The organism is Brevibacterium sp. CSND-B09 (assembly GCF_052906525.1).
This window is the reverse complement of record NZ_JBREGI010000001.1, coordinates 3,012,374-3,033,824: the sequence shown is the minus strand read 5'-3', so window position 1 is coordinate 3,033,824 and position 21,451 is coordinate 3,012,374. Positions and strand designations below refer to the sequence as shown.

The following is a 21,451-nucleotide window of genomic DNA, read 5'->3' as shown; positions in this document are numbered from 1 at the left end:
GTGAACAGAGGCGGGGTCGACAGGCCGAACCCCGCAAAGGCGGCGACCTCGGAACGGCACGGGCGATCTCATGGGGTGGGCCGCCTCGGTGAGGGTGAATACGCCGATGAATGCGACAGTGGCCCGGAACGTGATGTTCCGGGCCACTGTCGTGGTCAGAGACGACTCAGTCCGAGCGAATGGCTCAGGCTTCGTCCTCCTCGTCCTTCTTCTCGACGACCAGGGTCTCGGTGGTGAGAACCAGGGCGGCGATCGAAGCGGCGTTGCGCAGCGCCGAACGGGTGACCTTGACGGGGTCGATGATTCCGGCACCGATGAGGTCGCCGTATTCGTCGATGGCGGCGTTGTAGCCCTGGCCGGACTCGAGGTCCTGGACCTTGGCGACGACGACGTAGCCGTCCTGGCCGGCGTTGGCGGCGATCCAGCGCAGCGGCTGGACGACTCCGCGCTTGACGATCTCGGCACCGGTGAGTGCGTCACCGGACAGTCCGAGGTCGTTGCCGTCGAGGACCTTCGCAGCGTGGATCAGAGCCGATCCACCGCCGGCGACGACACCCTCTTCGATGGCGGCTCGAGTAGCGGACACGGCGTCTTCGACGCGGTGCTTGCGCTCCTTGAGCTCCACCTCGGTGGCGGCGCCGACCTTGATGACGGCGACTCCGCCGGAGAGCTTGGCCAAGCGCTCCTGCAGCTTCTCGCGGTCCCAGTCGGAATCGGTGTTCTCGACCTCGGCGCGGATCTGAGCGACACGACCGGCAACAGCATCGTCGGCACCGGCACCATCGATGATGGTGGTGTTGTCCTTGGTGACGGTGATGGTGCGGGCGTTGCCGAGCTCTTCCAGGGTGACCTGGTCGAGCTTCATGCCCATGTCCGGGGTGACGACCTGGCCACCGGTGAGGACGGCGAGGTCCTCGAGGATGGCCTTGCGACGGTCACCGAAGCCGGGAGCCTTGACGGCGGCGACGTTGATGATTCCGCGCAGCTTGTTGACGACCAGGGTCGACAGAGCTTCACCCTCGATGTCCTCGGCGATAATGAACAGCGGCTTGCCTGCCTGCTGCACCTTCTCGAGGACCGGCAGGAGCTCCTGGATGTTGGAGATCTTGCCCTGGTTGATGAGGATGAGAGCATCGGAGAGCACAGCCTCCTGGCGATCGGCATCGGTCACGAAGTGCGGCGACAGGAAGCCCTTGTCGAACTGCATTCCTTCGGTGATCTCGAGTTCGACGGACGCGGCCTGCGACTCGTCGATCGTGATGACGCCGTCCTTGCCGACCTTGTCGAAGGCATCGGCGATGAGCTTGCCGATCTCAGGCGACTGAGCCGACAGACCGGCGACGTGTGCGATCTCCGAGGAGTCGGCGACGTCGCGGGCGATCGTGCCCAGCTGCTGCGAGACGGCCTCGACGGCGGTCTCGATGCCGCGCTTGAGCTGTCCGGGTGCGGCACCTGCGGCAACGTTGCGCAGTCCTTCGTTGACGAAGGCCTGAGCGAGAACGGTCGCGGTGGTGGTTCCGTCACCGGCGATGTCGTTGGTCTTGGTGGCGACTTCCTTGGCCAGCTGTGCGCCGAGGTTCTCGTAAGGATCGTCGACCTCGACCTCACGGGCGATGGTCACACCATCGTTCGTGATGGTGGGGGCGCCCCACTTCTTGTCGAGCACGACGTTGCGGCCCTTGGGTCCCAGCGTCACCTTGACGGTGTCGGCCAGGGTGTTGACACCCTTTTCGAGTGCACGACGGGCTTCGTCGTTGAATTCCAATGATTTAGGCATTCGTCCTCCTGTCAGTGAAGTAGTTGTTCAGGGGATTCAGCCGATGACGGCGAGCACGTCGCGAGCCGAGAGCACGAGGAACTCTTCGCCTGCGTACTTGACTTCGGTGCCTCCGTACTTGGAGTAGATGACCTTGTCGCCGACGGCGACGTCGACCGGCACGCGGTTACCGTTGTCAGCAACACGGCCCGGGCCCACTGCGACAACTTCGCCTTCCTGAGGCTTTTCCTTGGCGGTTTCGGGAATGACCAGACCACTGGCGGTAGTCTGTTCTGCTTCGACCTGACGGATGACAATCCGATCTTCGAGTGGCTTGATGGAGACCGACATATCGGGCCCTCTCCCTTCGCTGGGTTCTATTTCATCGAGTCAGACGGCGGCTTATGCCATGAACCTCTCGTCGTCGCGGGTGCCGAGCGATTCGACCGTCTCATGAAACTGGCACTCAATGAGTGCTAGTGCTAATTCTGACTCTAGAACGCTCTTAGCACTCGGTCAACTTGAGTGCCAGCAATTCGTCATGCTCTGGGCGAAAGTTCAGATTGGCCCCCGGAAGCCGGGGCAGCGGGGCACCGAAAAGCGTGGGCCCCGAGGATCTCTCCTCGGGGCCCACGCTCCTTGCTGACCGCCTCAGCTCAGTTGTCGATATCTGTTGTCAATGGCGGCCAGAGTTCATGGCCTATACAGGCGCTCAGTCGGCTGCTGCGAACCTGATCTCAGATCAGGCGCAGGTCCACTGACCCCAGCCGGCTTCGGCCTGCAGCTTCTTCGCACGCTGGAACTGCTCCTGCGGGCTGGCATCCGAGGGGTTGCCGCTGCCTCCCATGGAGTGCCAGGTCTGCGGAAGGAACTGGAACAGTCCGAAGTGGGTGCCGTTCGAAGCCTTCGGGTCGAAGTTCGACTCGCACTCGACGACCTGGTACCACTTGGAACCGGGTCCGCCGAGCATCGCCTTGATCTCGGCGGTGGACATGGAACCGCCGCCGGAGCCGCCGCCGGTGCTCGAGTCACCGGAGTCACCGGAGTCGCCCGAACCGGAATCGCCGGAGTCACCCGAGTCGGAACCGCCGGTGTCAGCCGGCTCCTCCTTGTTCTTGGTGCCCTGGATGACGACCTTGGTCTTGGGTTCGGAGAGGACCTTCTCGTCCTTCTTCTCCTTCTTGACCTCTTCGCCGTTGATCGTCTTGACCTTGTAGGTGACCTGCTTCTCGCCGTCCTTGCCTTCGGTCTCGACCTTGGTCTCACCCTCGTAGAGGGAATCGGACTTCTTGGTCTCGACCTTGGCCTTGATGGCCTGCTTGTCCTTGACGGTGTCGTTCTTCACGCGGTTGACGGTCAGCACCTGGCCGTCGGAGACCTCGGCGGACATCGGCACGGACAGGAAGTCGTCCTTGTCGAGCTTGACGCCCGTGTCCTTGAGGGCTTCCTTGGCGGTGCCCACAGCGGCCGAGACCTTGTGGTCCTTGCCGTCGGCGACGACGGTGAGGTCCTTCGACGTGGTCACCTCAATGTCATTGCCTTCGTCCTTCAGACGCTGGCTGGCCTTCGCGTTGAGGTCGGCGCCCTTCGCGTCGACACCGAGGTCGGCCAGAGCCTGACCCACGGTGTTCGCGTTGGTCCATTCGTTCGTCTCTTTGCCATCGACGGACAGCGCAACCTTCTTCGCCGTGTTGACGGTGATCGTCATGTCACGGTCGACCTTGGTGCCCACACCGGGCTTGACCTGGTCGCGCTTATCGACATCGATTTCGTGGCTGTCGAGGATGTCCCCGACCGTTCCACCGAAGGTCCGGATCTCTTCGGCCTGTCCGTTGACCTCCAAGGTCACAGGCTTGTTCATAGTCACAACTGCGCCCGTGCCACCGACGAGTCCGGTGATCACGACCGCCTGTGCAGCGATCTGAACCTTGCGGTTCTTCAGAAAATCAATCACAAAAATATCCCTGAGCAGAGTTTATCGACCCGTTCACTGTAACCGATTCGTTACACGGTTCGCAAAATATCACGGAAATGTAACGGTGTGAGTTTCCTGAGGGCGTGCCTGACCAGGAGTTCCCCGTGTTTCAGGGGCATTCCCGATCGTGACATTCCCCCGCCGAGGCGGCGCTGCGTCCCGTTATCTCGCTCACAGAACGAAGGGCTGAGCCCGGCTCAGTCCCAGCTGCCGAGGGCCCGCTCCGCGTTGTTCCACACGGCCGTGCACAGATCCTCTTCGCTCATCCCGCGCACCTCGGCGAGTTTCCGCGCCGTGACCGCCGTGAGGTAAGGACCTCCCGGCTGACCGCGATGCGGGTGCGGGGTGAGGAAGGGTGCGTCGGTCTCCGTCAGCAGGAGCTCCAGTGGAGCGGCCGCCGCGGCCCGCCGCAGCTCGTCGGCGTTCTTGAACGTGAGGTTGCCGGCGAAGGACATGTAATAGCCTTCGGCCGCACATTCGCGGGCCATCGACTCGTCGCCGGAGTAGCAGTGGAAGATCGTGACCTCGGGAGCGCCTTCCTCCTTGAGGATGCGCAGCACATCGGCGTGTGCCTCCCGATCGTGGATCTGCAGTGCACGTCCGGTGCGCTTGGCGATCTCGATATGAGCTCGGAAGGAGCGCTGCTGTTCGGCGACTCCCTCTTCTGCCGTGCGGAAGTAGTCGAGACCGGTCTCCCCCACCACGCGCATGCGCTCATGCGAGCTCACGAGCGATTCGATCTCGGTGAGAGCGTCATCGAGCAGGCCGCGCTCGGCCAGCCGCGGGGCTTCGTTCGGGTGGAGGGCGGCCCCGCCGATCATCCACGTCCGTCTCTCGGCAGGAGGGCCCGGCACAGTACGGGGGTCGGCCGCCTCGGCGAGGGATCCCACCTCCGTGGCCGCCTCGGCGGGGGTGCCTGAATACTGGGAAGCCACGAGCGCGGTCGTCCACCGGGCTGCCGGAAGGTCGCAGCCGATCTGGACGATGCGACGGACTCCCGCCTCGGAGGCGGTGTCATGGAAGAAATCCAGCGACGGGAACTCTTCGTCCGCGTTCGGGGTCACCTCGGGTTCGGGTTCACCAGCACCCAGCGGCAGCCGCACACCCGTGCAGATGTCGAGGTGAGTGTGGGTGTCAACGATGGGATGAGCGAGCGGTTCGGGCACCGGTGGATAGGTTCCGGCGGCGCGCGAGGCCATTATTCGGTCTCCTCCACGAACTTCGGGAACACGGGTTCGGGCTTCGGCAGGGGTGTGCCCGGTCCGAGCGGGAACCCGACGGCCGCGAACGACCGGGGATCCGCCTCGGCGGCGGCGATGCCGTCGGCAGCGGCCTCGGCGACATTCGGCGCCAGGGCGGCCGAAGCGTATGCCGCACCGGCGGCGACGCCGATGGCCGCGCTCGCGGATACGGCTCCCATCGCCTCGGCGCCGGACCCGGAATCGACGGCGGTCGGCAGGACCTTCGCACCGGCCTCACCGACGCCGGCGGGCACACCGAGGAGGTCGAGGATCTTACCTGCGGATTCGGGCATGACCGGCTGGATGAGAATGGAGATGATGCGCACGACCTCGATCGTCACCCACAGCACGGTGGCCATGCGATCGGGATCGGTCTTCTTCAGTTTCCACGGCTCCTGCGCGGAGAAGTAGCGGTTGGCCTCGGACAGCACCTTCCAGCAGGCCTCGACATAGAGGTGGAGGGCCTGGGTGTCGACGTGGCGTCGGGCGGTGTCGGGCACGGCCCGGGCGAGGGCGAGGAGTTTCTCGTCCGCCTCGGTGAGCTCACCCGGCTGCGGCACCTGGGCGTCGCAGTTCTTCTGGATCATCGACAGCGAACGCTGGGCGAGGTTGCCGTACTCGTTGGCGAGGTCGGAGTTCTTCCGTGTGATGATCGAGTCCTTCGTATACGAGCCGTCGTGGCCGTAGGAGAACTCGCGGAAGAGGAAGAAGCGCAGGGTGTCCAGGCCGAAGGCATCGACGAGGTCGAGGGGGTCGACGACGTTGCCGACGGACTTCGACATCTTCTCACCGGAGTTGAAGAGGAAGCCGTGGGCGTGGACCCGCTTGGGCAGTTCGATGCCGGCGCTCATGAGGAACGCGGGCCAGTAGACCGAGTGGAAGCGGATGATGTCCTTGCCGATGATGTGGACGTCGGCGGGCCACCACTTGCTCAGGCGCTCCTGGTCATCGGGGTAGCCGGCGGCGGTGAGGTAGTTCGTCAGTGCGTCGATCCACACGTACATCACGTGTTTGTCGTTGCCCGGCACCGGCACACCCCAGTCGAAGGTGGTGCGGGAGATGGAGAGGTCCTTGAGCCCGGAGGCGACGAACGAGGCGATCTCGTTGCGGCGGGAGTCGGGACCGATGAACTCGGGGTGGTTCTTGTACAGCTCGAGCAGCTTGTCCTGGTACTTCGAGAGACGGAAGAAGTAGGACTCCTCTTCCGTCCAGGTCACCTCGGTGCGGGTCTCCTTGGACAGGCGCACGCCGTCGACGACTTCGGTCTCGTCCTCGGTGTAGAAGGCCTCGTCGCGCACGGAGTACCAGCCGGAGTACGTGTCGAGGTAGATGTCGCCGGCCTCTTCGAGCTTGCGCCAGATGGCTTGCGAGGCGGCGTAGTGGTCTTCGTCGGTGGTGCGGATGAACCGGTCGAAGGTCGAGCCGAGGGCGAGCTGGGTGTCGCGGAAGTTCTTCGCGTTGTCGTCAGCGAGTTCTTTGGGGGTGATGCCGAGCTTGTTCGCCGCCTGCAGCATCTTCAGTCCGTGCTCGTCCGTGCCGGTGCAGAAGAAGACATCGTGATTGTCCAGTCGCTTGAACCGGGCGATCGTGTCGGCCGCAATGTACTCATAGGCATGCCCGATGTGAATGGCCCCGTTGGGGTAGGCAATCGCTGTCGTCAAGTAGTAACCCATAGGGAACTCAGTCTAAGGGACACCGCCGCGCAGGCGCGCATGGGCTGGTGCTGGTGGACCCAAGCGAGTTTTTGCCGAGGATTCGCGAATAGCCCAATTTGCGGTGAGTAGCCCACGTTTGAAGATGGGCGGCTCACCTCGGACTGGGCTGAAACAGTTCGCACCTGGACACCAGTTCACAGAACCAGCGGTTTCCCACATCGACGACGTAGTTCAGGTGCCTGTAAGAAGAGCTTCTGTCCGAAGGTCTTCGGGTCCAGAACTTCATTGAATTTGAAGCGCACGATCTTATAGCCCATCGCCAGCAGACGATTGTGCTGTCGGCTCTCCTTGTTCATGACGTCGAAGCCGCCATCAACGTACTTCTGCGTCCCATCGACGTAGAGTGCGACTCTATCGTCACGGAACAGGAAGTCGAGTCTCGTGAGAAGTCGGCTGCCATCGGCAATATTCACCTGCTGCACGAAGTCGTGCAGACCCAGAAGATGCAGATTGAAGGCGGCTCTGCTCTCCGCATAGCTTTCGGACAACGGTGATGCGAGTGAGACCAGTCTCGCGGCCACCTTTGCGCCCCGTGCCAGGCGGTCAATGGGCGCTGCGAACAGAGCTGCGACTGCACCCGGAACCTCGTCCAGCAGATGTGCCGGATACCCGAGCCTGAAGATCAGATCCTCGTCGTCGCCGAGAAGATGCCATCTGACCACCTGCTCCATCGCGGCAAACGCCGCAGCGCTGCCGAGTTCGGCCCGCAGATCCAAGGCAGTTCGAGCCGGAGTAGTGACGCGAAGCCCTTCCACCTGGCAGACGTCATCAGCTGCGATTGTTCTGCGTCGCCTGATCAGCTCGGGTGACTTGGTGCTTGATATGGGGTGGAACACCGACACTGGTTCGTCCGGCTCGTCGAACATACCGATTCTGTGCAGGCGGGCCGCCGAGATCCCGAACACGATGTCTCCTGCGCGGTAGTGGGGATAGTGGAGGACTTGCAGACGCTTCAGATTCGCCTCGTATCTGCGTTGCTGGGACCGCTCTTTGTCGCGTCCTTCCTCGTGATACGTCATCCAATCCGAGTCCGTGGCGAAGGGAGAGAGGTATCGGTGGGCACGGACTTCACAACGTCTGACGACCGAATAGACTCCACGAGAGAGCTTTCGCAGACAGCAGCCCAAAGCGCTGCGGATTTCTGCCGTTGAGGCTCCAGCATTGCGAAGGTCCGTGAAATACACGACGTTGTTCTTCATGCCGGCACACTGCCGAAATCCGCGTTGATTCAGCAATGCTCAATCCTGTTGCTGTGGAATCAACTCCGGGGTCCACATGGCGACAGCGTCTCAGTAAGGAGTCAATCAACAAGCCTCAGCGCTCGAGTCGAGTCGTCGACCGGCTTCGGCAGATCGTGCCTTTCGCACCAGGCTCGCTTGGGGAGTATCTCAACCGCGCTGATGGCCCAGTTTGAGGTAGATAGCCCACCTCCCGACATGGGCCATCCACCCAAAACTGGGCTACTGACTATCCACAGCCCACTGCACACGAGTCGTGTCAGTCGCGGTGGAGCCAGGCCTCGTAGACGTCGCGCTTGGATAGGCCGAACTTCTTCGCCACCTGGCCGGCCGCGTCCTTGGCACGCACTCCGGAGTCGACCAAAGCGCTGACCTCACCGAGGTGGTCCTCCGGAGCCGTTTCGACCTCGGTGGCACCGGCGAGCACGAGGGTCAGTTCCCCTCGCAGACCCTCGGCAGCCTGATCGCGCAATGAACCGACGGTTCCGCGCAGAGTCTCCTCGTAGGTCTTCGTCAGCTCGCGGCTGATGGCCATGGGTCGGTCGGCGCCGATGATCTCGGCGAAGTCGTCTATCGCATCGGCGATGCGGTGCGGGCTTTCGAAGAAGACCATCGTCCGCTTCTCCGCCTTGAGTTCGGTCAGCAGGGTCTTGCGCTGCCCGGACTTGCGCGGCAGGAACCCTTCGAAGCTGAACCGGTCGCTCGGCAGTCCCGAGACCGCGAGCGCCATGAGCACCGCGGATGGCCCCGGTGTCGACGTGATCGGAAGTCCCGCCTCGGCGCAGGCCTTGACCACGCGGTAGCCGGGATCGGAGACGGCGGGCATCCCTGCGTCGGAGAGCAGGACAACGGTCTCACCTGCAGCGATGATGTCGACGAGTTCGGGGGCGCGATGGCCCTCGTTGTGGTCGAAGACGCTGATGACACGCTTCGTGTGCGTGAGGTTGAGTCGCTGCGCGAGCGACAGGAACCGCCGCGTGTCCTCGGCGGCGATGACATCGGCAGTTTCGATGGCATCCCGCATCCGCGGGCTCGCATCGCCGAGGTTGCCGATCGGAGTCCCGACCAGGATCAGTCGACCGCCGGTGAGGTTCGGACCGATTCTTGGCCCCGCGTCATCGGTCAGGTCGATGTCGTCGGACGGCACCGCCTCGGTGGGGTTGTCGTCGGCTCCGTGGCCGGCCGCCTCGGTGGGGTTGTCGTCGTCACCGAACCCAAGATCCGTATCGGCACCCTGGCCGGACGACGCGAAGGAGTCTGAACTCAACTGGTCGAACCCGCGCCGACCATTGCCGCGCCGAAGATGAGGACGAATACCCCGACGTAGAGGACCCAGAAAAGGATCCAGAGGATGGTGCCGATGTAACCGACCCACAGAGCCGCGATGGCCATACCGTCGCCGCGTTCTCCGCGTTCGCGGATCTGCTTGCGGGCGATGTGGCCCATGATGATGCCGGCGATGCCGCCGATGAAGACGGACGAGATGACGCCGAAGATCGAAGCGCACATGCCGACGATGGCCAGCACGTTCGTCGGTGGCAGCTGCTGGTACACGTAGCCGGGTCCGCCGGCGTACTGTGCATTGGCCGCGTAGGCGCTGTTCTGGCTGTAGGACTGTGCACTGTATGAGTCGCCCGCGTTCGATTGGGGCTGCTGGTAGTACATGTCCGGGTTGTTCCAGTTGTTCTGGCTGCTCATAGCGAAGTCTCCTTGTGGTTGCCTTCAACGGTACAGAGTCGTCGGTGGCGGCAAAAGGCGGGGCGGTTACAGGTCAATCACAGTTGGCGGGGTGGGCACCTTGCGATGTGATGCCGGGGCGGGCGCGTGTGTCGGACGTTGAGACCGTGCGCCAGGTCGTCTGCCGGGGTGGGCTTCCCGGAATCCCGAGCCTCAGCTGACGGTTGCGTTTCCAGCGGCGATCGAGGCGCCGATGACGAGCGCGATGACGCCGAAGTAGAGCAGCCAGAACACGACCCAGAAGATCACGCTGAGATACCCCAGCCACAGCCCGGCCACGGCCATTCCGTTGCCACGCTCTCCGCGGGCCTTGATCTGCGAACGGGCGATGTGTCCGAAGATGATGCCGACGAAGCCGAGGAAGAAGAACGATGAGATGAACGAGATGAGGCCGAGCACCAGCGCGACGATCGACGAGGAATTCGTCGGCGCCACCTGCTGGTAGACGACGACCGGTGCTCGGTTCCCGTACGTCACGGGGGCCTGGACCAGGGCATGAGGGTGGGCCGGAGTATGAACCGGTGCGGGCGTGTGGACTGCGACGGGGGCGTGGACCGAACCCTTCGATCTGGTGTAGGTGTTCCCGAGAGGCAGTACGCGAGTGTTCATGTCCGTTCCGTTCCGCTGGCTGTCGTTGATCTTTGAATCTGCTCGGGGCCGTCCTCGACAGGTGTCCCGATATCTGTCATCAACGCTACCTACGTGCAGCGAGCGCGGCGGCCGAATCGTGTTGCAGTCCTGCACCACAGGTTGCAGGTTCCCCTCGCCGAGGCGGCCCGACCGGCCCGTACCCGCGTGGCCTTGGGGCGCACGCAACGCTGCGGGCAGGCATTTTCAGGGTCGTGCAGAGCGGCCCGACCGTCCGAATCGAGCGTGACCTCGGCACCCGTCCGAAGTCATCCGGAGCAGCGCCGAGGTCACGCGGGCGGCGCCGAAGTCACCCCGGGCAGCGCCGAGGTCACGCGGCGCAGCTCAGTAACTGCTCATCATGCCCAAGAAGCCGATGCCCAGGATGCCGATCATGACGATCGCCATGATGAGCCCCAGGGCGATAGTCACGTATCCGATGATGAGCCCGGCGATCGCCTGTCCGCGGCCTTCTTCGCCTGTGCGCTTGATCTGGCCGAGGCCGATGTGGCCGAAGATGACGGCGAGCACCGGTGCGATCCACAGAAACATCGCGATGATGCTGAAGATGATGCCGATGACCGGGATCATCGACAGCAGGCCGCAGACGAATCCGCCGCCGATACCGGCGATGCCCATCCACATCGACCACACGGCCATCTTGTTGGGTGCGGGCCGGACGAAGACCGGCTGCGCGCCGTAGGTCATCGGCTGGCTGTACGCGCCCGACTGGCTGTAGGCACCGGGCTGGCTGTATCCGCCTGATTGTCCGTACGCGTTCTGCTGACCGTAGGCGCCGGACTGTCCATAGGAGTTCTGCTGCCCATACGGCTGTCCCTGCGAATACTGTCCGGCACCGGACCCATACTGACCCGCACCGGACCCGTACTGTCCGGCACCGGATCCGTACTGACCCGACTGTCCCTGACCGTACTGCGGCTGGGAACCATAGTTGTTGTTGAACTGCTGCGAGCCGACCTGGGGAGGATCGCTCGGGCGGTAGTTGGGGTTGTTCGACACGTTGTGCACCATTCGCTCTGACTCCGGCTGTCTCCCACTACTCTAGTGATGCACGGTGGCGAATGCCCAAGAATCCTGCTCAAGGTGCCGAACCTCATGCCGGTCTCCCCTTCCCGACCTACGCCAGCCACACCCGGCACGCCCTCACTCCCCCACCTCGTCGGCCCCACCCGGCACACCCTCACTCCCCGACCTACGCCCGACCGACACTCCCCTTCGACCCCACCCCGCCGGCCCGATCATTCCCAATGCCCCGCCCTTCCCTGCGGGTCGCATGAGAGCCCTGCCCGCCGAGATCTCTAAACTGGACTCCGATGACACACACCGCAGACTCCCCGGCCCCCACCAGGCGCATCGCCCGCGAGCGCCTGGCGAGGAAACGCGAAAAGGTGCGTTCCGGCGCCGCTGCGATGCGCCGCGAAACCTTCCACGCCGGCATGTGGGCCACCCGAGCACCGCTGTGGATGTGGCCGGCCCTGCTCGTCATCACCGGAATCGGTGCGGCCCTGCGACTCTTCCGCCTCGACTTCCCACACCGCCTGATCTTCGACGAGACCTACTACGTCAAGGACGGCTATTCGGTCTTCAACTTCGGCTACGAACGCTCCTGGCCCGAAAACGCCGACGATTCCTTCAACGCTGGCGATCCCAGCGTCATCGAGCCCACCCCCGAATACGTCGTCCACCCGCCGCTGGGCAAATGGCTCATCGGGTGGGGCATCGACCTCTTCGGCGCCGACGATTCGTTCGGCTGGCGCTTCACCGTGGCGATCATCGGCACCCTGACGATCTTCCTCCTCGGCGTCATCGCCTGGAAGCTCTTCCGCTCGGCGTTCTTCGCCTGCGTCGCCGCCGGCCTGCTCGCCATCGACGGCGAGCACTTCGTCCACTCCCGCACGAGCCTGCTCGACATCGTGCTCATGGCCTTCGTCCTCCTCGCCTTCTTCTTCATCCTCCTCGACCGCGAGCAGGTGACGAAGCGCCTGGCCGCCTGGACCCAGCGCACCGCGGAGATCGACAGCTCCGCTCCGTCCCGCACACTGCAGAATCCAGATCCCCTCCCCGAGGCGGCCGCTTCCTCCTCATCCGACCCCGAGGAGGTCCCCCGAACCTTCCCGACCGAACTCAGCGAGTCGATCATCTCCACCGCCCCACTCCCCGAGGCGGCCCCGCCCACCGCGGAAGCCCGACGTCGGCGTCGAACGAAGTCCAGGGACGTGATCAACTTCGGGCCCCGCCTCGGCGCGCGTCCGTGGATCTTCGCTGCGGGGATCAGTCTCGGCTTGGCTACGGGAGTGAAGTGGTCGGGTCTGTATGCGCTGGCGGCGTTCGGGATTCTGCTCGTGCTGTGGGATGTGCATTCGCGGTATCGGGCCGGGGTCGTGCATCCGTGGCTGGGTATGTTCATCCGCGACAGCATTCCCTCGTTCTTCAAGCTCGTGCCGATCGCGCTCGTGACCTATGTGGCGTGCTGGACCGGGTGGATCCGGTCGGACGATGCGTGGGACCGACAGTGGGCTGCGGAGAATTTCGGCTGGTGGCGTGCGCTGCCGGAGTGGTTGGACTGGCTGCCGTCGCTGGCGCACTATCACTACACGGCGTACTCGTTCCATGTCGGGCTGGACTCGGAGCATCCGTACATGTCGAACCCGTGGGGTTGGATCGTGCAGTGGCGGCCGACGTCGTTCTACTACGAGTCCTACGACCGCAGCGATATGGGGTGCACGGTCGCGAAGTGCTCCTCGGCGATCACCTCGGTGGGCAACCCTGTGATCTGGGGCTTGGCCGCCTTGGCTGTGCTCGTCTGCCTCATCGTGTGGATCATCCGCCGGGACGTCCGCCCCGCCGTCATCCTCGCCGGGCTGGCAGCGACCTGGCTGCCATGGTTCGCTTACCAGGAGCGGACGATCTTCACCTTCTACACCATCGTCATGGTGCCCTTCGTCGTGCTGGCCGTGACGTATTGTCTGACCCTCGTCTGGGGTCGGGCGCCTGTTGGCGGGCGAGACTCGCCAGGGCCGTCGACGAAGCAGCGTTTCGCGCGGACCTCCGCGGCGCTGTTCGCCAGGCGACTGAGCGTCGGGCTCATCCTCGTCGCAGCTATCCTCGCCTTCGCCTACTTCTGGCCCGTCTACACCGGTGAGGTCATCCCGTTCTCGGCCTGGAACAACCGCATGTGGAACATCACCTGGCGCTGACCGGCTGACGTTGGCGTGCACCCACGCACCGCGCTGGCTCCGTCGAATCACGCCGCCGGCAGCTTCGGGCCGCGCGTCATCGACTTTTGTCCCACTCGTCATCGACTTTTGATCAGATACTCATGTTCGAACCGGATTATTCGTCCAAAAGTCGATGAAGCGATTCACCTGCCTACCCAAAAGTCGATGAGACGTTTTCGCGCAACTACCCAAAAGTCGATGAGACTCCCACCGGCTCTGCCCACTCAGCACCCACCGCCCGCGGGCACAGGGACCGGCTTGAACGTCGCCGCACGGCCCCGCCCGCGGCCCACCGGCACATCCGTCACGGGTTCGCCATCGAGGAGTCGCCTCGGCGACATGGCGTGTTCACCTTGAGGTAACACCCCGTCGTTAGCGTCGAATCATTGTGAATGACCAATCGACGACCTACGAGCCCAACGCAACCGAGTTTCAGTCGGAAATGAAGCCGGATGCGCGCACCACCGTGGCCGCGAACCAGGCGGCAGAAAGCACCACCGCATCAACCAGCACCACCTCCCCCACTCCCCACCGCACCGTCGCGATCATCCCCGCGCGCGGAGGATCCAAGGGCATCCCGCTGAAGAACCTGCAGAAGGTCGCCGGAATCTCCCTGCTTGCCCGCGCCATCAATGCCGCCCAGGCCAGCCCCAGCATCGACCGCGTGATCGTCTCGACCGACCACGACGGAATCGCAGCCGAAGCCCTGCGCGCCGGCGCCGAGGTGGCCCACCGCCCTGCCGAGATAGCCGGCGACACCGCCACCAGCGAATCCGCTCTCATCCACACACTCTCGACCCTCGATGAGGACTTCGACATCACCGTGTTCATGCAGTGCACCTCCCCCTTCATCGACTCCGCCTCGATCGAGAACGCGGTGCGCACGGTCCGTGACGACGACGCCGATGTCGTCTTCTCCGCCGTCGAAGACCACTCTTTCCTGTGGCGCCTCGACGACGACACCCAGGCCGTGGCCGTCGGGCACGAAGCCAGCTTCCGGCCGCGCCGCCAGGACCGTGCCAAGCACTTCAACGAAACCGGCGCGTTCTACGTCATGCGCACCTCCGGCCTCATCGAGCACGAGCACCGCTTCTTCGGCCGCATCGGCATCGAAGAGGTCCCGCCCGAGCACGCCCGCGAGATCGACGACATGTCCGACCTCACCCTCGTCCGCGCCATCGCCTCGACACAGGAGACCGCGCAGGTCATCGACGTCGACGCCCTCGTCACCGACTTCGACGGCGTCCACACCGACGACGGCGCCTACGTCGACGAGGACGGAAACGAACAGGTCCGCGTCCACCGCGGCGACGGCATGGGCATCTCCCGACTCGTGAAGTCCGGCGTGCCCGTGATGATCCTGTCGAAGGAACGCAACCCCGTCGTGACCCGCCGTGCGGAGAAGCTGCGCGTCGACGTTGCCCAGGGCATCGACAACAAGGCCAGCATCCTCGACGCATGGATCACCGCCAACGACCTCGACCCGGCCCGCGTCGCCTACGTCGGCAACGACATCAACGACCTCGAGGCCTTCGACGTCGTCGGCTGGCCCATCGCCGTCGCCGACGCCCACCCGCGCGTCCTCGCCGCCGCCCGCGTCATCCTCGATCGGCCAGGCGGACGGGGTGCGGTGCGTGAGGTCTGCGACCTCATTCCTATCCCCGCCGAGGCGGCCGAACCCCTGCCGAATCCGACCCTGACCTCACTGCGGTCGCCCACCGGACACCCATCGACCTTGGCAGGGCACCAGTCAGGACGCCCGGCCGGCCACCAGTCGGCGGCCCTGTCCGGCCACGCGTCCGCCTTCCCCGACCAGCAACCATCCGTCCCGCGGCACCAGCCGCAGTTCACCAACCGCGCGGAGATTTCGCGTGCCAACCGAAAGCAGGTTTCATGACTGACCAACTCGCCCCCGTGGCCATCGGAGAGCACCTCGTCGGCCCGAACCAGCCCGTGTACATGATCGGTGAGATCGGCATCAACCACAATGGCGACGTCGACATCGCCAAGCAGCTCATGGATGTCGCCGTCACCGCCGGTGCGCAGGCAGTGAAGTTCCAGAAGCGCAACCCCGAGGTGGCCGTTCCCGAACACCAGAAGTCGAAGATGCGCTCGACCCCGTGGGGCGAGATGACCTACATCGACTACAAGCACCGCGTCGAGTTCGGCATCGACGAATACTCCGAGATCGACCGCTACGCCAAGGAAGTCGGACTCCAGTGGTTCGCGTCCCCATGGGACACCGACTCCGTCGACTTCCTCGAGAACGAATTCGATGCGCTCACTTACAAGGTGGCCTCGGCCTCGCTGACGGACTTCGAGCTGCTGCGCGCGATCGCCGCCACCGGCAAGCCCGTCCTGTGCTCCTCGGGCATGTCCGATTGGGAGACTCTGGACAAGGCCGTCGAGGTCTTCGACCGCGACAAGCTCGTGCTCATGCACGCCACCTCGACCTACCCGCTGCCGCCCGAAGAGGTCAACCTCAAGGCCATCCCGGCCATGCGCGAACGCTACGGTGTTCCCGTCGGCTACTCCGGCCACGAGCTCGGCCTCGAGATCTCGTTCGCCGCAGCCGCACTGGGTGCTGTGACCATCGAACGCCACATCACCCTCGACTCCTCCATGTGGGGATCCGACCAGTCCGCGTCGATGGAACCGCGCGAATTCGCCTCCCTCGTCAAGGGCGTTCGCGTCCTCGAAACCGCATTCGGTGACGGAGTCAAGCGCGTCATGCCGGGCGAGGAATCGAAGATCGATTCCCTGCGCAAGGTCACGGCCTGAGCAATCGGCTGAGCCACCTCGGCGAGGATTTTCTGCGCCGAGGTGGCTCTTCCATGTCCGATCCACTGATTTTCTGGTGGACCAACCCATGACCGCAATCTTCGGAGAAGGCCCGTGACCGATTTCGACCTGAGCATCATCATTCCCGCAAAAGATGGTGCCCCCTACCTGAGCACGCTGTTCCGTTCGCTGAGGCAGCAGGGCCCCGTCTGGGACCGCACTCAGCTGATCTTCGTCAATGACGGATCAAGTGATGAGACGCCGGAGCTGCTCGATGAGTTCAGCACTTGGTTCCCTCATTTCGAGGTCCTCACCAACCCGGAGGCGACGGGACTTGCCAATGCCCGAAACAAGGGCCTGGCATCTGCCCGGGGAGAGCACATCATCTTCCTCGATGGGGACGACTGGTTGGCCCCGGGGCATCTGTCCTCGATGCTTGCCGCAGCACATAGGCTCGGAGTCGATTTCATCCGCTGTGACCATACGACGGTCGAGGGGACCAAGCGGGTGCGCAAACTCGCGCCGATGTCGGTCCGAGACGTGCCATTGGATCCCAAGGTGGGGATCCTGCCCGTCTACGAATCGACGATGGTCGACTATCCGTTCGCCTGGGCCGGCATCTTCCACCGGCGAGTGCTCGAACAGGGGATCCTCCATTTCCCGGAGAACTTCATGACTGCCGAAGACCGGTCCTGGATCTGGCGACTGCACCTGCAGGCCGAGTCCTTCGCGGTCGTCGATGCTCCAGGGATTCTCTATCGAAGAGGGATGGCGGGTTCTCTGTCGCGTATCGTCGACATTCGACAGCTGGATTTCATCCGCGCATTCGGACAGATCTTCGATCTCGTCGCTGCCGAGCCGGACGCCGACCGACTGTGGCCGAAGGCGATCCGCAACTGGTTGGCAATCCTCGACCATCAGATCAATCGTTTCGCAGCGTCGCCGGCGTCCCTGCGAAACCAGTTGCGAAGGGGTGCACGAACGATTTCGGCGAAGATTCCGCCAGAGTATCTGCGTGAGGAATTCGTTCTGCAGAAACAGGGACGACAGCTCAACGTCAGCAGCTACCTCAATGACGCACCTTCGTTAATGCTGGAGATGGTGAAGTGAAACAGATCTTTCTGGCCTCGACCCTGTTCGAACTCGTCTGCTTGGCGGCAGGAATCGATGGCGGTGACTACGACCGGCCGGCGGCTCCGGCGCTGATGGGAACCGATGGATTCGCGCCCGAGGACACCCCGGCTCCGACCGAACGGATCCTGCTGGTCAGCAACAACGCCGTGGTCATGGAGCTCTCGGAATCCTTCGTCGATTCGCCGGGAGCCGCCTCGTTGATCGCCCGGTTCGATCGGGTCGTCAACCTCAATGAGGCGCTCGCGCCTCTGCACGTCCATCCTTCGTCATGGCGGCCCGATCATACGGATCTGCCGGTCGTGGAATCGTATCTGCGTGGCCGGTGGGGGTTGGACGATACCGACGAGATCGAACTCGTAATCGAATCACCCCAGGTCAACCCGGCCATTGCGCTTGGCCGAGTGTTCTCCCGCGCGACGATCAGGGTACATGCCGACGGACTGATGAGCTTCGGCCCGACCCGCAATCAGATTCCGCTGACGAACGGTCAGCGGATGTCCGTGCTGCATTACTTGCCACTGGTGCCGGGAATCTCGCCGAAGCTGCTCCGCGAGTTCGGAATCGTCCACCGCCCACTGGGTGTCGAGTCGTTCACCGGTGTGGTGCGCGAGCTCGGCGAGCATTCGGCCGAAGCGCTGGAGGACGAGCTGGGAGGGGTTCTCAGCGCCGCGCCGTCGAGCAATCGTCCGTGGGCACTGGTCGTCGGCCAGTATCTGTCGGCGCTCGGACTCATCACTTCTGAGGAAGAGACGCAGCTGCACATCGACATGATCGAGGCCGCCGCTGCGCGCGGAATGGAAGTCGTCGTGTTCAAACCGCACCCGGCCGCTCCTCCCTCGCAGACAGGACCACTGTTCGAGGCGGCACACAGACTCGGGATCACTCTGCAGCTTTTCGACCTGCCCGTCATGGCCGAGGTCATCATCGATCGTCTGGCTCCCGACCTCATCGTCGGCGGGTTCTCCACCGCACTGATGACTGCTCGCCAGATCTATCAGGTACCTGCCCTGGCTGTGGGTACGGATCTGCTGCTCGAAGCCATCGCTCCTTATCAGAACAGCAATCGCATCCCATTGACGATCATCTCCGAGATCTGCGACGGCAGCGCCCCGGACAAGACCGACGCGCATCCGCAGCTGGGGCGTCTGCTCGCAGCCGTCACCTACTGCATGGCGCCGACGCTGTCGCACGATCTGCGTGACGCGGCAACAGACTTCCTCACAGAGGTTTTCGAGGTCAGCACAGGCCGCGGCGAGTCAGCTGACCGATTCAGTCGCTATTTCAAACGCCGACGCCTCACCGCGCTCGCTCTGCCGGGCAGCACGTCGAAGGCGTTTGCTCCGAAGCGGATGATCAAACGATCGGGAACGCTCGTGATCAAAGCGGTGGCAAGAAAACAACAACGCATCATGAAACGGATCCAACAGCGGTGACACCGAAGAAGAAGCGCCGGAGCGCCGTCGCTTTCGTCGAATCCCCACTGCAGTTCCTTTCGGCGCTCGAATCACATGAGCCGACTGAGGATCTGCTCATTCGGGCTCGGGCGAGCGCGAAGGGGATGACGTCCTTCCTCGATGCCTTCGATCCGGCTTGGTTGCCGAAGAACGTCCGCCTCGAGCGAGATGGGGCGAAACCGGGAGTGTTGCGGAAGACGAACTTCGACCGGATCTACCTCGGCGATGCCTGCTCCGGTCAGGTGCACAGAGCCTTGGCGCTGGCATACCTGGAACGTCGTCTGCCGGAGGTCGTCATTCTCGATGACGGTCTGGCCACGTACTCTGCGATCGAGATCCTCACCGCCAAGCGCGGTCCCCTCGTCCGTCCCCGGCAGAAGCTCAAAGCTTCGCGCACGGTCATGGCCGCTCACGTCGCCGACCGGCTTCGCCACCTCGCCACTGTGGGCAAGCTGCGCTGGCACACGGCGCTGCCGGTGGCGAAACCGCTGCGCAAGGCTTTCCTCAAATCAGGCGGTGAGATCACTCGCCACCGGTTCGAACATCTCCAGACTCTGCCCACCGGCGGCAGCCACCCCCGGGACAATCCGGTCATCGGTTCGTCCCTGGCCGCCGACGGCCTCGTCGATGCCTTTGCCTACCGGGCGTGGGTCGATGACATCATCGACACTCACGGATCGATCACCTACTATCCGCACCGCCGTGAGACCGAGGAATTCCTCGCCGATCTCGCCCAGGACGAACGCGTGAGGATCAAACATCTCGGCCTGCCCATCGAGCTGCGGTTGATCAACCTGCCGCCGGACTCGACGATCCGCAGCCTGCCGTCGACAGCGGCGGTGTCCCTGGCCGTACTCAATCCGGATGTGACCATCGATGTCACCGAGATCCCCGCGAAGTGGTGGACCGGCGCCTCACCCGATAGTCTGCGAAAGTCCCTCAACGCCCAGTCGGTCAAGGCAGATGACGATTCCTGAACCAGGCGATCCCCACTACAGCGGGCCGATCATGCCGCCGTCGCTCTCCGACGCCCCGCCTCGGCCCTCGCATCTGACCGAGCGCACTCGCGCGGACGGTCAGTCGTCGCAGTCGAACTTCCCGGACGGTCCGGTGCTCCCGCCTCGGCGATCGGCCGGGCTTGCGCCCATCCGCATCCTCTCGATTTCCGACAGTGAGTCGTATCTCAAGTGGGCGACCCAGCTTCTGTCGTCCCTGCCCGACGTGGAGGGACGCGTGTTCCTCGTCGACAATCCGATTCTGCCGACAGATGAGCAGATCGCCAGCGCCGTCGCCGGCACCGACTGGGAACACCGAGAGGTCCCCGTCATCGCGCGGGCCGACCTCGCGCAGGTCATCGCCGATCACTCCCCCGATATCGTCCTCGGTGCCGCCACCGGCCCGATCGTCGCCCAGGTCTTCCTCACCGCGCACACCCGCGCTGACCGTCCGGCCCTGATCTCGGGGCTGCCCGGAATGGGTCTGCCTGCCAGCGGCAAGGGGATGAATTATCGCCGTCTGATGGATGCGTTCATCGCCCATTCCTCCGCCGAGGTTGCCGCTTACACCGAAGCGAGTGCCCGGTCGCAGGTGCCCTGCGAAGTTCTGTTGGCGCGCCTGCCGATGCTGCGTTCGGAGGGCATACCGCAGCTCGCGGCACCTGCGGAACCCCTCGCCGAGGCGACCCCACCATCCGACGCCACCGCGCCGTCCTCGGCGGGTGCCGCACGAACCGGTGCCCCTGCAGCCCCACGGACTCTGCTCTTCGCCCCGCAGGCGAAGGTTCCTGCCGAGCGAGCCGACCGTGAGGCGATCATCGCGGCACTGGCCGAGTTCGCCGACCGGCACCCGGATTCGACGGCGGTCATCAAGATGCGGTCGCGTCCCGGTGAGTTCGAAACCCATCACGAACAGCATTCCTACTTCGAGATCCTCGACGACTTCCGCACCCGCCGGGTGCCTGGAGCGGACCGCATCGAGCTCGGATATGGTCCCCTCAGCGACTTCCTCACCGACGACTCGGCACTGGTCACTGTGTCCTCGACTGCGGCACTCGAATCCATCGATCGGGGCATTCCGACCCTGCTCATCTCGGACTTCGGCTTCAACGCCGAGCTGCTCAACGAGGTCTTCGCAGACTCCGGTGCCACCGGCACATTGGCCGGTGTGACTGCCGGGTCAATCGGATTCCCTGACCCGGAATGGCTGACCGAGAACTACTTCCACGCGCAAGACGGACAGCTGCGCCGAGATCTGGGGCTGTTGGCCACCCGAGCACGGGCCGGTCAACTGCCGAACCGTCGGTCGGCACTGCTCAAGCAGAAGCGGATGCTCATTCGAGCCGAACTGCGCACCGTCACTCCGGCTCCCGTCGTCAGCGCCTACCGCAAGCTGCGCCGCACCCGCTGACGGCCAACCCCTGGCGCCCCGAGAATAGGTCACCAACGGACGTTCGGGTTCAAACATGGGTCAGCATCGGATACTTTCGGCGCCCGAGACTATCCGATGCTGACCTAGGTTCTGGGGTGAACAGCGCTTTTCGGAGCTCAGAACGCGA

At 64.0% G+C, this 21,451-nt stretch carries 17 protein-coding genes; 7 read left to right on the top strand and 10 right to left on the bottom strand.

Annotated elements, in window-relative coordinates:
• Nucleotides 1-184: 184 nt before the first annotated feature.
• The 10 genes from groL to ACU4IU_RS13535 form a co-directional block, all read right to left on the bottom strand.
• The gene (gene groL / locus ACU4IU_RS13580) at nucleotides 185-1,777 is read right to left on the bottom strand and encodes a chaperonin GroEL (RefSeq protein ID WP_172170740.1); all 1,593 of its coding nucleotides are present in this window, start codon (nucleotides 1,775-1,777) and stop codon (nucleotides 185-187) included.
• Between the two features lie 36 nt (nucleotides 1,778-1,813).
• Nucleotides 1,814-2,107, bottom strand: a complete 294-nt coding sequence (gene groES, locus ACU4IU_RS13575; protein WP_039209993.1) for a co-chaperone GroES — start codon at nucleotides 2,105-2,107, stop codon at nucleotides 1,814-1,816.
• Nucleotides 2,108-2,498: 391 nt separating this feature from the next.
• Nucleotides 2,499-3,710: a ubiquitin-like domain-containing protein gene (locus ACU4IU_RS13570; RefSeq protein WP_446657029.1), complete on the bottom strand. Its 1,212-nt coding sequence runs from the start codon at nucleotides 3,708-3,710 to the stop codon at nucleotides 2,499-2,501.
• Between the two features lie 218 nt (nucleotides 3,711-3,928).
• Nucleotides 3,929-4,930: a TatD family hydrolase gene (locus tag ACU4IU_RS13565; protein WP_446657028.1), complete on the bottom strand. Its 1,002-nt coding sequence runs from the start codon at nucleotides 4,928-4,930 to the stop codon at nucleotides 3,929-3,931.
• Nucleotides 4,930-6,645: a methionine--tRNA ligase gene (metG, locus tag ACU4IU_RS13560; protein ID WP_446657027.1), complete on the bottom strand. Its 1,716-nt coding sequence runs from the start codon at nucleotides 6,643-6,645 to the stop codon at nucleotides 4,930-4,932. The genes ACU4IU_RS13565 and metG overlap by 1 nt, the downstream gene beginning before the upstream one ends.
• Nucleotides 6,646-6,821: 176 nt before the next feature.
• Complete coding sequence (locus tag ACU4IU_RS13555) at nucleotides 6,822-7,886, bottom strand: hypothetical protein (protein WP_446657026.1); 1,065 nt, start codon at nucleotides 7,884-7,886, stop codon at nucleotides 6,822-6,824.
• Between the two features lie 298 nt (nucleotides 7,887-8,184).
• On the bottom strand, nucleotides 8,185-9,057 hold the full coding sequence (gene rsmI, locus ACU4IU_RS13550; RefSeq protein WP_446657602.1) for a 16S rRNA (cytidine(1402)-2'-O)-methyltransferase: 873 nt from the start codon (nucleotides 9,055-9,057) through the stop codon (nucleotides 8,185-8,187).
• Nucleotides 9,058-9,188: 131 nt separating this feature from the next.
• A complete protein-coding gene (locus ACU4IU_RS13545; RefSeq protein WP_446657025.1) occupies nucleotides 9,189-9,623 on the bottom strand; it encodes a DUF4190 domain-containing protein in 435 nt (144 codons plus the stop codon).
• A 192-nt stretch (nucleotides 9,624-9,815) separates the two neighbouring features.
• A complete protein-coding gene (locus ACU4IU_RS13540; RefSeq protein ID WP_446657024.1) occupies nucleotides 9,816-10,271 on the bottom strand; it encodes a DUF4190 domain-containing protein in 456 nt (151 codons plus the stop codon).
• A gap of 363 nt (nucleotides 10,272-10,634) precedes the next feature.
• On the bottom strand, nucleotides 10,635-11,309 hold the full coding sequence (locus ACU4IU_RS13535; protein WP_446657023.1) for a DUF4190 domain-containing protein: 675 nt from the start codon (nucleotides 11,307-11,309) through the stop codon (nucleotides 10,635-10,637).
• Between the two features lie 314 nt (nucleotides 11,310-11,623).
• On the opposite strand from ACU4IU_RS13535, the gene ACU4IU_RS13530 reads away from it, so the two are divergent.
• The 7 genes from ACU4IU_RS13530 (at nucleotide 11,624) to ACU4IU_RS13500 (ending at nucleotide 21,303) form a co-directional block, all read left to right on the top strand.
• The gene (locus ACU4IU_RS13530) at nucleotides 11,624-13,507 is read left to right on the top strand and encodes a dolichyl-phosphate-mannose--protein mannosyltransferase (protein WP_446657022.1); all 1,884 of its coding nucleotides are present in this window, start codon (nucleotides 11,624-11,626) and stop codon (nucleotides 13,505-13,507) included.
• Between the two features lie 463 nt (nucleotides 13,508-13,970).
• Entirely contained in the window at nucleotides 13,971-15,425 is a 1,455-nt protein-coding gene (locus tag ACU4IU_RS13525; RefSeq protein WP_248283932.1) for an acylneuraminate cytidylyltransferase, read from the top strand.
• Nucleotides 15,422-16,309, top strand: coding sequence for an N-acetylneuraminate synthase family protein (locus ACU4IU_RS13520; protein ID WP_139908744.1), 888 nt, complete (start codon nucleotides 15,422-15,424; stop codon nucleotides 16,307-16,309). The genes ACU4IU_RS13525 and ACU4IU_RS13520 overlap by 4 nt, the downstream gene beginning before the upstream one ends.
• 114 nt (nucleotides 16,310-16,423) lie before the next feature.
• Nucleotides 16,424-17,419, top strand: a complete 996-nt coding sequence (locus ACU4IU_RS13515; RefSeq protein WP_062243296.1) for a glycosyltransferase family 2 protein — start codon at nucleotides 16,424-16,426, stop codon at nucleotides 17,417-17,419.
• Nucleotides 17,416-18,876 (top strand): polysialyltransferase family glycosyltransferase, encoded by a 1,461-nt coding sequence (locus ACU4IU_RS13510; RefSeq protein WP_446657021.1) that lies wholly within the window; start codon nucleotides 17,416-17,418, stop codon nucleotides 18,874-18,876. The genes ACU4IU_RS13515 and ACU4IU_RS13510 overlap by 4 nt, the downstream gene beginning before the upstream one ends.
• Nucleotides 18,873-19,874: a hypothetical protein gene (locus tag ACU4IU_RS13505; RefSeq protein WP_446657020.1), complete on the top strand. Its 1,002-nt coding sequence runs from the start codon at nucleotides 18,873-18,875 to the stop codon at nucleotides 19,872-19,874. Before ACU4IU_RS13510 ends, ACU4IU_RS13505 begins: the two co-directional genes overlap by 4 nt.
• Nucleotides 19,861-21,303, top strand: a complete 1,443-nt coding sequence (locus ACU4IU_RS13500; RefSeq protein ID WP_446657019.1) for a DUF6716 putative glycosyltransferase — start codon at nucleotides 19,861-19,863, stop codon at nucleotides 21,301-21,303. Before ACU4IU_RS13505 ends, ACU4IU_RS13500 begins: the two co-directional genes overlap by 14 nt.
• Nucleotides 21,304-21,451 lie beyond the last annotated feature (148 nt).

Excerpts from the sequence above, each read along its gene's own strand:
- groL (WP_172170740.1), bottom strand. The coding sequence starts at position 1,777 with ATGCCTAAATCATTGGAATTCAACGACGAAGCCCGTCGTGCACTCGAA.
- groES (WP_039209993.1), bottom strand. The coding sequence starts at position 2,107 with ATGTCGGTCTCCATCAAGCCACTCGAAGATCGGATTGTCATCCGTCAG.
- ACU4IU_RS13565 (WP_446657028.1), bottom strand. The coding sequence starts at position 4,930 with ATGGCCTCGCGCGCCGCCGGAACCTATCCACCGGTGCCCGAACCGCTC.
- metG (WP_446657027.1), bottom strand. The coding sequence starts at position 6,645 with ATGGGTTACTACTTGACGACAGCGATTGCCTACCCCAACGGGGCCATT.
- ACU4IU_RS13555 (WP_446657026.1), bottom strand. The coding sequence starts at position 7,886 with ATGAAGAACAACGTCGTGTATTTCACGGACCTTCGCAATGCTGGAGCC.
- ACU4IU_RS13545 (WP_446657025.1), bottom strand. The coding sequence starts at position 9,623 with ATGAGCAGCCAGAACAACTGGAACAACCCGGACATGTACTACCAGCAG.
- ACU4IU_RS13540 (WP_446657024.1), bottom strand. The coding sequence starts at position 10,271 with ATGAACACTCGCGTACTGCCTCTCGGGAACACCTACACCAGATCGAAG.
- ACU4IU_RS13530 (WP_446657022.1), top strand. The coding sequence starts at position 11,624 with ATGACACACACCGCAGACTCCCCGGCCCCCACCAGGCGCATCGCCCGC.
- ACU4IU_RS13525 (WP_248283932.1), top strand. The coding sequence starts at position 13,971 with ATGAAGCCGGATGCGCGCACCACCGTGGCCGCGAACCAGGCGGCAGAA.
- ACU4IU_RS13520 (WP_139908744.1), top strand. The coding sequence starts at position 15,422 with ATGACTGACCAACTCGCCCCCGTGGCCATCGGAGAGCACCTCGTCGGC.
- ACU4IU_RS13500 (WP_446657019.1), top strand. The coding sequence starts at position 19,861 with ATGACGATTCCTGAACCAGGCGATCCCCACTACAGCGGGCCGATCATG.